The organism is Butyricicoccus sp. (assembly GCF_050872565.1).
In the GTDB taxonomy this organism is placed as follows: domain Bacteria; phylum Bacillota; class Clostridia; order Oscillospirales; family Butyricicoccaceae; genus Butyricicoccus_A.
This window is the reverse complement of sequence record NZ_JBNMHC010000021.1, coordinates 1-12,805: the sequence shown is the minus strand read 5'-3', so window position 1 is coordinate 12,805 and position 12,805 is coordinate 1. Positions and strand designations below refer to the sequence as shown.

Annotated in this window: 13 protein-coding genes; 2 read left to right on the top strand and 11 right to left on the bottom strand. The window is 48.0% G+C overall.

Translation table 11 applies throughout. The annotated features are described in order from the left end of the window. On the top strand, window positions 1–220 hold a 220-nt coding region (locus tag ACR0P9_RS02155; protein ID WP_432617206.1), incomplete at its 5' end, for a hypothetical protein. Window positions 221–229: 9 nt separating this feature from the next. Here ACR0P9_RS02155 and ACR0P9_RS02150 read toward each other — a convergent pair. The 9 genes from ACR0P9_RS02150 to ACR0P9_RS02110 form a co-directional block, all read right to left on the bottom strand. Beyond that, complete coding sequence (locus ACR0P9_RS02150) at window positions 230–742, bottom strand: GNAT family N-acetyltransferase (RefSeq protein ID WP_432617205.1); 513 nt, start codon at window positions 740–742, stop codon at window positions 230–232. Between the two features lie 246 nt (window positions 743–988). After that, window positions 989–2,101, bottom strand: coding sequence for an ROK family transcriptional regulator (locus ACR0P9_RS02145; RefSeq protein ID WP_432617204.1), 1,113 nt, complete (start codon window positions 2,099–2,101; stop codon window positions 989–991). A 79-nt stretch (window positions 2,102–2,180) separates the two neighbouring features. Continuing rightward, entirely contained in the window at window positions 2,181–2,546 is a 366-nt protein-coding gene (locus ACR0P9_RS02140; RefSeq protein ID WP_432617203.1) for a PTS glucitol/sorbitol transporter subunit IIA, read from the bottom strand. Between the two features lie 16 nt (window positions 2,547–2,562). Continuing rightward, on the bottom strand, window positions 2,563–3,576 hold the full coding sequence (srlE, locus tag ACR0P9_RS02135; protein WP_432617202.1) for a PTS glucitol/sorbitol transporter subunit IIB: 1,014 nt from the start codon (window positions 3,574–3,576) through the stop codon (window positions 2,563–2,565). 19 nt (window positions 3,577–3,595) lie between these two features. After that, window positions 3,596–4,147 (bottom strand): PTS glucitol/sorbitol transporter subunit IIC, encoded by a 552-nt coding sequence (gene srlA, locus ACR0P9_RS02130; protein WP_432617201.1) that lies wholly within the window; start codon window positions 4,145–4,147, stop codon window positions 3,596–3,598. Between the two features lie 19 nt (window positions 4,148–4,166). Next, window positions 4,167–4,613 carry a transcriptional regulator GutM gene (locus tag ACR0P9_RS02125; protein ID WP_432617200.1) on the bottom strand — a complete coding sequence of 149 codons (447 nt, stop codon included), beginning with the start codon at window positions 4,611–4,613 and terminating at the stop codon, window positions 4,167–4,169. Window positions 4,614–4,640: 27 nt separating this feature from the next. Further along, entirely contained in the window at window positions 4,641–6,563 is a 1,923-nt protein-coding gene (locus ACR0P9_RS02120; protein WP_432617199.1) for a BglG family transcription antiterminator, read from the bottom strand. Between the two features lie 33 nt (window positions 6,564–6,596). Beyond that, window positions 6,597–7,397, bottom strand: a complete 801-nt coding sequence (locus tag ACR0P9_RS02115) for an SDR family oxidoreductase (RefSeq protein ID WP_432617198.1) — start codon at window positions 7,395–7,397, stop codon at window positions 6,597–6,599. Window positions 7,398–7,818: 421 nt separating this feature from the next. Then, window positions 7,819–8,619, bottom strand: a complete 801-nt coding sequence (locus ACR0P9_RS02110) for a DUF4866 family protein (protein WP_432617197.1) — start codon at window positions 8,617–8,619, stop codon at window positions 7,819–7,821. A 154-nt stretch (window positions 8,620–8,773) separates the two neighbouring features. Between ACR0P9_RS02110 and ACR0P9_RS02105 the strand changes: the two genes are divergently transcribed. Next, the gene (locus ACR0P9_RS02105; protein WP_432617196.1) at window positions 8,774–10,099 is read left to right on the top strand and encodes a threonine/serine ThrE exporter family protein; all 1,326 of its coding nucleotides are present in this window, start codon (window positions 8,774–8,776) and stop codon (window positions 10,097–10,099) included. Window positions 10,100–10,101: 2 nt separating this feature from the next. Here ACR0P9_RS02105 and pflA read toward each other — a convergent pair whose 3' ends face one another. Together pflA and ACR0P9_RS02095 are read right to left on the bottom strand one after the other, a co-directional pair. Then, on the bottom strand, window positions 10,102–10,833 hold the full coding sequence (gene pflA, locus ACR0P9_RS02100; RefSeq protein WP_432617195.1) for a pyruvate formate-lyase-activating protein: 732 nt from the start codon (window positions 10,831–10,833) through the stop codon (window positions 10,102–10,104). 106 nt (window positions 10,834–10,939) lie between these two features. Next, on the bottom strand, window positions 10,940–12,805 hold a 1,866-nt coding region (locus ACR0P9_RS02095), incomplete at its 5' end, for a pyruvate formate lyase family protein (RefSeq protein ID WP_432617194.1).

Here is a 12,805-nt window from a genome sequence, read left to right as displayed (position 1 = left end):
TTTCATGAAAGCACTTGGAGATGACGCGGTACGCGAAAAAGTACAATTTGCTCTTCTCAGCACGGCAATCATTCAAGCTCTGGACATTTCTCATTGGCTGACACACGGAACATTGACCCCTTGGGATCAAATCTGTATCTGCAAGGCATATTCTCGCGAGATCGAATACAACGAAGAAAACACCGAATGTCTTGCCAATTTTGTCTCCGATCTGTTATAGAAAAGCGCGTTATTTCATCCGCTTTTTAAACACGAACATGCCTTCTCTGCCATCACCGATAAAATCTTCCTGTACATCCGGCATAGGATGTCTCTCATTGAAAAATTCCGTAATAGTGAACCCGCAAACGTTCACATAAAAATGAATGTTTCGCTTTTCAAAATACGGCGTGCAGGTCTCCCAGACTTTTGTCTCCGGATACAACTGTTCCAGCTCAAACCAAATGCGCTTTCCGATGCCCTTGCTCTGTGCCTTGTCATTCACAAACAACAAGTCCAAATGATTATGCTGTGTCACTTTATCAATAACTACCACTGCACCACCAACCATGTTTCCGGCAACAACTGCTTTATATGCAGCAACTCCTATCATTTGTAAAGATTGGTCAATGTCCTTTTCCGGCAAAATAATTTCCTCTGTCTTGCCATATACGTCCTCGAATCCCTTTTGAAAGGCTTTTTGCATGTCTGCTTTGAATCGAGGCATTTCTTCTTGTCTGACTGTGCATAGTTTAAAATCCATACTATTCCTCCTTCTTTATCTTGTATTGTACTCCATATTGAAACAGAAATCCACAAAAGCCCCTCACAGAAATTACTCTGTGAGGGGCTTCTTCACGCCAATATACAGAAATTTGTTATCGAGTGTTCCAGCAAGTATTTTGGTTTTGTCTGTATACTGACGTTGTGTGCGCTGCCGCCGCAAGAGCATTCTCGCAGCGGCGATGGAATAAATAAATAGAAGAATAGAAAAAATAGAGAAGCAAATTTATACAAACAATCGCGTGTGGTATTGCTGCAAGGCGAGCCTTGCGGCACCTGCTGCGCAGGCACACGTCTTGACGCGGCATGTCGTAATATAGTCAATCTCTCGCGCAAAATAATCATATTTTGCCGCTGCCGCTAACAGCTGCGGCATGTACGGCTCCATATAGCATCCAACTGCACCGCCAATAATAATAGGTGTATTACACAGCATGTGCAGATTGGTAATCAAAATGGCGAGATGATCGAGATAGGCATCCCAAACGTTCTGTGCTCGTTCTGATCCGCTTTGCAGCTCTGCAAAGAAATCATCGATGTTCTGTCCCCATGTGGTCAGCGCATTGGGCGATACATAAGCATCCGCACAACCATGCTTTCCACAATAACACGGTTTTCCGCCGGGAATAAGCAGCATGTGTCCGATTTCCCCTGCTTGATAAGTGTCACCGAGATACAACTGTCCATCTTGTACAATAGCACCGCCGACCGATTCATTGAGAGAGAGATAGATATAATTGGCACGTGTTGGAGCGTGTTCTGCAAATGCCGCACAGTTCCCGTCATTTGCCACAAGGACAGGAAACGGGATATACTTTTTGAATCGATCCAGACTGACATGTTCCAAAGAAAAAACATGAGAGCGTGTGATTTGTTCGGCTGTCTCGTCTACAATACCGGGAAAAGAAATTCCAACGCCGAGAATTCGTGCAGAATCTTGGTGGTTTTCCTCAAGAAACAGCAGCAATTCTGTTTGCAGTTGCTGATACCATGCTGGTTCATCGCAAAATACCATCGGCAATTGCTTTTGAACCAGCACAGTGCCTTTTAGATCGGTTAATACCAACTCGGTGTGATGCAGCGCGATGTCGATGCCGACACTCTTTCCTGCCTGTGCACAAATGCAGACCTTTTTTGCTTTGCGTCCGCCTGTCGATTGAATGACACCACATTCCTCCAACAACCCCGCCTGCAACAATTCCGTCGTGTTTTGCAAGGTCGTCGGCATACTCAAGTGCAGAGTATCTGCAATTTCCTGCCGTGTCAGCGATTCCTCTGCAAGCAGCAGGCGAAAGATACGCGCTTGCGTCTGTTTGTTTCCGGTATGAGTTCCAGGCATTTCGATTTCCTCTTTTCTAAAAGTATTTATTAAAGCAATCTTATCCTGTTTTCCGGAAAAAATCAATTGTTGTCTGTGTTTATTCTTCGATAATTTGGAAAACTGTGCCGACAGATACCGTTGGCATCGGTTTGTGCTCAACATAAATCGTTCCCGGCAGATCTACGGTTGTCTGTCCGCTAAAATTGATGGTACAGTGTCCCAAACCCGCCAGCGTGTGCGGAGCCTCTGAGCCAACCGCAGTAATCCGATAGCAAGCATCGTCTACTTTCAACATCTGACCTGCTGCAATCGTGCCCTGAATCGGGTTAACGGATACCGAATAACAATAGTCTTTCAGTTCATCCGGTGCATTGTCACCAAAGATGATGAACAGACCTGCCTCCTGAAATTCATCAACACATGCGCCCAGCGCTTTTACCTGATTTTCATAAATGATTTTCATTGTAATTTCCTCCGTTTTATGCTGCATACAGACCGAAGCTTGCTGCATAAGCGATAAGTACGCGCAGCCAGCCGGTCAAGAAACGAGAATACATTACTGATACAACGCCAACTTCTACTGTCTCCGTTTCTGCCTCTGCCAGACCCAGACCAACCGGAATAAAGTCACATGCACCCTGTGTATTGATGGCGAACAGCGCCGGCAGTGCCAGCTGCGGAGCAATATTGCCCTTGCCGATTTCAGCACCAATCAGAGAGCCAACAATCTGTGCAATCACTGCACCAGGGCCAAGCAGTGCGGACAGACCAGGAATCGAGCAGATAATGCCCAAGATGACCAGACCGACAATATTGCCTGCCAGCGGCGTCAGAATAGAAGCGAATGCATTGCCAAATCCGGAACCATTGATGATACCGATGAGCATAGACACGAACGCCATGAACGGTAAAATTGTGGTGATAATGGTCTGAATCGCATCACGCGCCGCCTGATTAAACGTTGCGACAACTTTACCGGCTGCCAGTCCAATACGAGTGACAATACCCTTTTTCTCCTGTGCCGCGAGTGTTTCCGATACCTTCATGTCCGCCGAGAATTTGACTTCCTTCTTCGGAGCTTCCGGCTTTTTCTCTGCTTCTGCAGCAGGTGCGCCATCCTCTACCAACGAAACCTGTGCGGAAGTGACACCAGATACATAAATATCTTCCTTGATAAACTGTGCCAACGGGCCGGACTTTCCGACCGGATTGGTGTTAATCGTCGGGATACGCTTTTTCGGATAGATGCCGCAGCGCAGGGTACCGCCGCAGTCGATGATAACCAACGCCAGTTCATCTTCTGGACAATTGGTCTTGAAGCCGTTAACCGGTGTCAGTCCGGTGAGCTGTACAATCTTTTGCAGGCATTCCGGCTCTGCGCCGCCGCCCGTAATAAACATGACCTTGTTTTTCTTTTCCGTCGGTGTAATAATCAACGGACCGCCAAAACCGCCACTGCCTTTTTCTACCTGAATGGAATGAAACTCTGCCATACTCTCTTCTCCTTCTCTCTTATGCCTCGCCCTTCAATTTACGGTTCAGCTTGACACCCTGCTGCTTTTCGACAATCTTTGTGGTGAAGTCTGTTGCCCAACCGGAAATAAAGTTGCAGACAAGACCAACCAGCAAATAGCGAATGGCAAGCGGTGTTGTGTCCAGTCCCAGTGTGGTCAGACCATTGGCAATACCCAGATAAATAAAGATTTCCGATGCATTGATGTGCGGGAAAATACCGCTGTTGGTGTGGCAATGATAGGTTGCTGCTGCATAGTAGCTCGGTTTGTAATACTCCGGCATAAACTTACCCATAGACAATGCCATCGGATTGCCCAGCATAAACGCCGAAACCCACGGCAGCACAGCATATCGCAGAAGCGGATTGCTCGTGCACACACGAGCCAGCTTGTCTACACGTTCCTGACCTGCCAATGCAATGATTGCGTTCATCAATACCAACAGCACAGTAATGGTTGGCACGATGCCGACAACCCAGCTCTTAAACTGCTCGCCGCCGAGGGTAAACAGATTCATAAACCCCGATGCGAGTGTTACAATATAATCCATATTTTTCCGCCTTTCTGTATTAAGAAGTTGTTTTCTTCCATACTCTGCCTACAGACTGCCCGACCTTCTGGAACGGAGATGGCGGCTCCGGAATACTTTCACCTGCGGTAAATTTCCGGAACGTCAGAGAAGCATCTTCCACCGCTTTTCCGAGATTCTTGTGGTTTTTTGGCACATCACTTGCGGTCAGTGTGCGAATGTCGCGTCCCTCAAATCCCGGCAGCGGCTTGACGCGTGCTAGGCAAGTAACGCCTTCCATCTTCTTTGCACAGCGCACCATGCCGTCCTCATCGAGCAGGAACATGACAATGGCTCCCGCCCGAAAACCGCCTGCTTTGCGTCCGCAGGCTACCTTTCCCTGTCGGCGCAGCTTGACAAATTCCTTGGAAAAGTGCTTCATTTGCGCCATACTCAACGCAATCTGCAAGACAAATGTAGCTGCTACAAGCAACAAGAGCTTTGTCATGGGTATTCCTCCATTCTGTAGATTGATTTAGATTGCTCCGATGTTGCGATACAGCACGCGAAGCAAATCAGAAAATGTCTCTGCTGAACAAACCTTGTTCAGCAGCTCTTTATCCTTTGTGATGCTGATAATTTCATCATAGACGCGAATGAGCAGCGTATCATCGGATTCCACAAGCCGCGGCAGCCCCAACAAGAAAATAATACGAATTTCCTGTCCGTTATGCTGAATGGCCTGCGGCAATACACCAACTGCCAACATCAGTTTGTCGCTCGCGTACTGTACACTGTGCGGAATAGCAACCGAATTGCCAAATACCATCGTGCCTTTTTGTTCGCGCTCTTCCAAACGATTGGCAAAGCCCGGATCCAGCTGTCCATCCTGCGTCAGACTGCTGACCATTTGATCTATCGCTGTCTGATACTCTGTGACATCATCCAGAACAAAAAATCGGCTTTCATCCATGAGTCCGGTCATGACAAACCAATTGCTGTCTAATACCGGAACATTGACATGATCCCAATATTTCGCTTTTTCGATCTTGTGCAGCAATTCTTGGTCATTGAAAATCTCGTGAATACGAATGACCGGACGATGGCACGCGCACGACAGTTTCACCGTCGTCAGCACGATGTCAAAGCGATCTAAAATCTCCGGTGTCACCTTTTCATCAGCAAACAACTCCAGCTCCGTAGAGCTGTCCAAAATCCGTTTGAGCTGAACCGCTACCAACCGCGCGGTCACGCGGCCGGTGCCGCACACTAACGCAATGCGAAACGGGACTTCCTGTTTCAAGTCGGTTTCTGTCAGGAATACACCAAAATACGACGCCAAATATCCGCGTTCATCCTCACTGACCGTCAATCCATACTCTTCTTCAATGACATTCGCCGCAATACCTGCCATGCGATATGCCAGCGGATATTTTTCTCTCAGATCTTCCAACATCGGATTTTTCAGCGACACATGAAAACGTAGCCGATTGAGCATAAACATCATATGATAGAGAAATTCTTCCGTAAATTCCCCGCTTTGAATGGTAATGCCCAATTCCATGCGAATCCGAAGCAAGATGCGCCGCATCAGCGGCCGAACGGTTTCATCCAATTCAATGGCACGTGCATCGTGAATATCTGCCGGTGTCCGCATTCCGATAACCGGAAGAAAGACAAACAGTTTTTCTTCCACCGGAATGCGGATATGCAGAATTTCGCTGAAACGATCCATCAGTGCGTCAATGATAGCAAATTCCTGTCTGGCAGTCAGATCATAGTAGTTTTGCGGAAGCATCCCGATGTCATGTCCATTGAGAAACCGATCCAGCATCAGCGTAACCGAATGTTCAAATGCTGTGCGCACACATTTTTCAAAATGATTGGCGCGAAACACCTGCTCGATTTCTGCACGCAGTTCGGGGTCCAATGGATATTCTCGATAGATGGTCTCATACAATCCGTCCAGAACATATTTGCGAATGTCCATTTCTTTTCCGCTTAAAATCAATCCTTTGCTGGTTTTTCCGATGATTTCGATGCGATACGGCTGAATTTCTTCGCGCAGCTTTTTCAAATCTCCCATGAGCGTCGTCCGTCCGACATTCATCTCATAGGCAAGATCATCCGTGAGCACAGGCTGCTCTGCCCGCATCAGCCGTCCAAATATGTAGTCCATGCGGTTGCGCGAGGAATTCATGAAATCATCCGTCTGCATCATTTCGGCCAGCAGCTGTAAAAAGCGTTTTTCCTGAAAGACACGCAGATTGTATTTTCCGCCAATTCCTTCAATGACCGCGCAGTCCTGCAATTCTTGGTTGATTTGTTTGATGTCATTGCGAATGGTTCGCTCACTGACACCAAACCGAGAGGCAAGGGAGCTGACCGTCATCATCGGCGTCTTATGCAGCTGCATCAGCAGATTGGGCACGCGATCGTCTCCAAATAAGCTCTTCATGTCAACTGCACTCCCTTCTTCTCGTTGTTTTTCTTATCCGCGTGACTTGCCACCGGAAATGTTGATTGTCGTGCCCGAAATGTAGCTTGCACGATCGGATACCAGATAAGCGACCAAATCGCCGACTTCATCCAGCTTACCATCTCTGCCCATCGGGATTACCTTGGTGTAATCGGTAGAAAGCTCTTCCGGCTTGACACCGCGGGTATACGCCAGTGCTTCATTATATGCTGCTGTGCGCAGACCGGTTGCTTCCATGATGCCCGGTGCACAAGCCAGTACACGGATATTGTACTTGCCCAATTCCTTTGCCCAAGAGCGAGTGAAGCTGTCTACCGCACCCTTTGTTGCGGAATATGCGGACTGACCCTGCGAGCCTTCTTTACCGGACTCCGAGGACATGTTCAAAATGACACCCTTGCCCTGCTTGAGCATCTGCTTGGCGCAAGCCTGTGCACACAGGAACACGCCCTTGACGTTGACAGCAAACATCTTGCCAAACGATTCGTCATTCAGCTCATACTCCGGTCTCTCGCCCTTGACATCAACGAGCAGACGAGGCAAATTGATACCTGCATTGTTTACCAGTGCATCAATGCGTCCGAACTTTTCGACAATTGCATTCGCCATTGCCTGTACACTCGCTGCATCGGTGACATTGCACTGCACACAGTATGCGCCGTCCATCTCATCGCCGGTCTTGACATTCATATCTACGACAACCGCCTGTGCACCTACCTGAACGAGCGTGTCCACAACATGCTTGCCGATACCCGATGCACCACCGGTGACAACGACAACCGCACCCTTCAGATCCAGCCAATTTTCATTCATAAAAATCTCCTCCTCTTTTCACGTTATATCGCGCCGTATCGGCGTTCGATCTTTTGTGCTTTTATTGTACGAGGAAACCTGTGAAATCTTAATGCCTGTTTTTTCACCGAACCTGAAATGGGTTGGTGCGCCGCTTTTCCATGGATTGGAAAACAAGCGAACGATTGTGATTTTTATCAAATATCTTCGTGTTGATTTGTGCAAGAAAACTTGAATCTAAACTTTTATAAAATATTTTATCTAAGTTATTTCTATTATATCTGTTCCCACGTCAATTGCAATGGATATTTTATCCAAATTTGTAACAATTATTTTGGTAGGATTGCCGATGCGAGCAGGAGAATAAAAAAACGGATTGCAGGAAATACCTCTGCAATCCGTTGGACAATCCTTATGTTATTTTTATCTTTCGTATAGAATGTTACTTCTTTTCTCGTAACATATCCACAATCTTGCCGCGACAAGCCAAGCCAATGCCATTGGCGATTTCGATATGCTTCTTCATGCGGCTCTCAAAATGATGAAACGGCAGAAAGATTCCGATGCGGTCACTGTTCGTTTCCTCTCCTGTCGCTTCCAGCTTTCCATAATACAAAAAGGCACGCGGCAGGGTCTCCTCCAGCTGCATCATATAATTCCATACCGTCGCATAAATCTCCGCGTCTGTCGTATGATTTTCTATATCTTTCGGCAATTGATACAGCAACAGAATACCCAAGTGTTCGCCGATTTTATCGGTCTGTACCTGTAAGGTATCATCATAGCGATGCCGTTCGCGAAATCCATAGGCAAGACACATCTGAAAATCTCGAATTTCTGGATTTTCTCGATACAAGTCGCAAAACGCCTTATATTTTTTCTCCGGCACAGAAATCGACAGATTGTCGCGCAATGCTCCGGTTTCATCGGTCAAAATTACCGGATTTTCCACACCTTTATCGTTAAAACGAAGCGGAATTAAAAAGGAATTGCGCAGCAAATCAAACATGCTGTTGCCGCAAATTGCCATCAAAAAAGCGGACAGATCCTGATTTTGATATGCATGAATCAGCGCATGGGCAAAGATTTTATCCGATGCTTCCACACTATCTGCATCCATCAAATCTGTCTCCGGACAGCTCTCATAAAACGTCTCCTTGAGTCGTCTGCAAGCATTCGGGTCGCTCAAAATCCGGTCAAACAATTGTTCTACTCGTTGTTCTCTTGGAAAAATGCTGCTCATAGAAAGAACCTCTTTTCTGCCCCTATTATACGCTCGCCGCACAAAGAAGTAAAGGGCGCCAGTATTGATTTTTCCTATAGTGAATGCGCGTTGATTTCCTTGACTTTTTGCCATGTTAGACTACAATAACAGATAGAAAGAGGGCGTGTATTGTATGCCGGATCAAGGATTAAAACGCAACCATATGGCGATTCCATGGCACGAATATATACAAAACAAAAATCAACCGCTTACCGAAGCAACGCTTAGTGAAAAAGCGTCTGTCATCGGACGCATCGGCTTGATGCTATTGTCATGCGGAACCGGTGCATGGCGTGTGCGCAGTTCCATGAACACGCTTTCTGAGAACTTAGGTGTGGTATGCTCCGCAGATATTGGTCTCCTGTCTATCGCGTATACCTGTTTCGACGGCACAGAGAGCTTTTCTCAGTCGCTCTGCTTGACCAATACCGGTGTGAATACCTCAAAATTAAACCGCTTGGAACATTTTGTCGCTGATTTTTCCGAAGAGAGCAAGCATCTCACAGGAGATCAGCTGCATTGCAAGCTGGATGACATCGAGCAGATTCACGGCTTATATTCTCCGCTTGCCTTGGGATTTGCTGCGGCGCTCGCATGTGGTGCCTTTACCTTTCTGCTCGGCGGTGGACTCTGGGAAATGCTATTTGCCTTTCTCGGCGCAGGTATCGGCAATACCATCCGGTGCAAACTGATGAAGCATCATTTTACCTTATTTTTATGCATTGTCACGTCCGTTGCCTCAGCGTGTCTAATTTACGCCGGATGCCTGCGATTAGCAGAATCTTTTTTCTATATTTCTTCTCAACACGAAGCGGGATATATCTGTTCTATGTTATTTATCATTCCCGGTTTTCCGTTTATCACCAGCGGCATCGACCTCGCCAAGCTGGACATGCGCTCTGGCTTAGAGCGGCTCGCCTATGCGATTCTCGTCGTCATGGTTGCCACACTTGCCGCTTGGATGATGGCTTTATTGCTGCATTTGACACCGGTCGATTTCATGAATCTGCATCTCAACACCACGCAGTATCTGCTGTTTCGTTTCATCGCCAGTTTTTGCGGCGTGTTTGGCTTCTCTGTTATGTTCAACAGTCCGGTCAAGCTCGCCGCCACCGCCGCCGCAATCGGTGCCGTATCCAATACGCTGCGTCTGGAATTGGTAGACTTGAGCACGTGTCCGCCTGCCATTGCCGCCTTTCTTGGCGCATTGACTGCGGGGCTGTTGGCCTCGCTGCTCAAGGCATACGTCGGTTATCCGCGCGTATCCATCACAGTACCTTCTATTGTTATCATGGTACCGGGACTATATTTATACAAGGCAATTTACAACTTAGGTATTATGTCGCTGAGCGATGCGGCAGTCTGGATGACTTCCGCGCTGCTTATTATTTCCGCGCTGCCGCTCGGTCTGATTTTTGCTCGAATCATCACCGACAAAACCTTCCGATACTGCACATAAACTCATGATATTCCCAACAAAATTTCCGCTTGCTTTTTTTCCTCGTCCGACGGCGGGCGAACGCCTTCCAGCGTATAGGGAATGCCAAGCTTTTCCCACTTGAACAGTCCCAATGTGTGATACGGCAGTACTTCTACCCGCTCCACGGTGCGCAAGCTGGCAATAAACTCGCCGGTCTTTTTGAGTCCCTCCGGATCGTCCGTAAGCTCCGGCACCAGCACATGTCGAATCCACATCGGCTTTCCGTGGTCAGACAGATACTGTGCCATCTGTAAAATATTCTGATTGGTCTTTCCCGTCAGGGCGCGGTGTTTGTCATCCTCGATTTCCTTGAGATCTAAAATCACAAGATCTGTGACTTCCAGCAGCGCATCGAATTTTTGCAAGAATTCCGGCTCCATAGAAAATGGCTGTCCCGCAGTGTCCAACGCTGTGTGGACGCTTTTTTTCTTGGCTTTCTGGAAAAATTCCGTCACAAACTCCATTTGCAGCAGCGGCTCTCCGCCGCTGACGGTAATACCGCCGTTATTCTTCCAGTAATTATGATAGCGATACGCACGCTGAAACAGCTTATCCGCTGTCCACGGCTCGCCTACGCCGCACTGCCAGGTTTCCGGATTGTGGCAATACCGGCATCGCAGCTGACATCCCTGCAAAAAAACGATGAATCGAACGCCTGGTCCATCGACCAGACCAAATGTCTCTAACGAATGCACATATCCTGTCCGGCTCATTTTTCTGTCTCCTTTCGGCAGAAAATGCTGATTCCCGCAGGAAAGGAGACATGCTCCCTCCCGCAGAAACCAGCATAAAACATCTATAATTCTTGCGCTAAATCAATTACATAACCTTATGGCAGGTTCTTGCAATAACGTCCAGCTGCTGCTCACGGGTCAAATCAATGAACTTAACCGCATAGCCGGATACACGGATGGTGAAGTTTGCATACTCCTCCTTCTCCGGATGCTCCATGGCGTCAATCAGCTTCTCTGTACCGAAAACATTGACATTCAGATGGTGTGCACCCTGATCGAAGTAACCGTCCATTACCTGTACCAGGTTGTTAATGCGCTCCTGTTCCTCATGGCCCAGTGCATCTGGGTTGATGGTCTGGGTATTCGAGATACCGTCCAGAGCCCAATGATACGGCAGCTTTGCCACAGAATTCAGCGAAGCCAGCAGACCGTTCTGCTCTGCACCATAAGACGGGTTTGCACCCGGAGCAAACGGAGTCCAAGCCTTGCGGCCGTCCGGCATTGCACCGGTGAACTTGCCGTAAACCAAGTTAGAGGTAATCGTCAGAATAGAAGTCGTTGCTTCCGAATTGCGGTATGTATGACGACGCTTGACCATCTCAAGGAAGGTCTTGAGCAGCCATACGCCAATATCATCGGCGCGGTCATCATCGTTGCCATACTTCGGGAAATCACCCTCGATTTCAAAGTCTGTAATCAGACCATGCTCATCGCGGATTGCCTTTACCTTTGCGTACTTGATCGCACTCAGCGAGTCAATAACATGCGAGAAGCCTGCAATACCGGTTGCAAACGTGCGGCGAACATCGGTATCAATCAGAGCCATCTCGGCTTCTTCATAATAGTACTTGTCGTGCATGTACTGAATCAGGTTCAGAATGTTGACATACAGACCAGCCAGCCAATCCAGCATCGGAACAAACTTCTTCATGACATCGTCATAGTCCAGATACTCACTGGTTACCGGAGCATATGCCGGACCTACCTGCTCAAAGAACTTCTCGTCTACGCCGCCATTGAGCGCATACAGCAGGCACTTGCCAAGATTGGCACGAGCACCAAAGAACTGCATTTCCTTGCCGGTCTGCGTTGCAGATACGCAGCAGCAGATCGAATAGTCATCGCCCCAAACCGGCTTCATCACGTCATCGTTTTCGTACTGTACTGAGCTGGTAGCAATGGAAATCTTAGATGCGTACTTCTTAAAGGTTTCCGGCAGAGCAGAAGAGTACAGAACCGTGAGGTTCGGCTCCGGTGCCGGTCCCATGTTTTCCAATGTATGCAGGAAACGGAAGTCGTTCTTGGTTACCATAGAACGGCCGTCCATGCCGATACCTGCTACTTCCAGCGTAGCCCAAACCGGGTCACCGGAGAACAGCTGATTATAAGACGGGATACGAGCGAACTTGACCATACGGAACTTCATGGTCAGGTGGTCAATCAACTCCTGTGCCTGTGTCTCTGTCAAGATGCCTGCATCCAGATCGCGCTGAATGTAAATATCCAAGAAGGTTGAGATACGGCCGACACTCATCGCCGCACCGTTCTGGGTCTTAATGGCAGCCAAATAGCCAAAGTACAGCCACTGGCACGCTTCCTTGGCATTCTTTGCCGGCTTGGAAATATCATAGCCGTAAATCTTTGCCATTTCCTTCATGCCCTTGAGTGCATTGATCTGGCGAGCCACTTCTTCGCGCAGACGAATGACATCATCGGTCATCACGCCGTCGCCCACGTTGGACTTGTCCAGTTCCTTCTGCTCAATCAGGAAATCAATGCCGTACAGCGCTACGCGGCGATAGTCGCCGACGATACGGCCGCGGCCGTAAGTATCCGGCAGGCCAGTCACGATATGGGTGTGACGTGCCTTTTTCATCTCCGGTGTATATGCCTCAAACACTGCCTGATTATGCGTGCGGCAGTACTTGGTAAAGATTTCATGCAGCTTTTC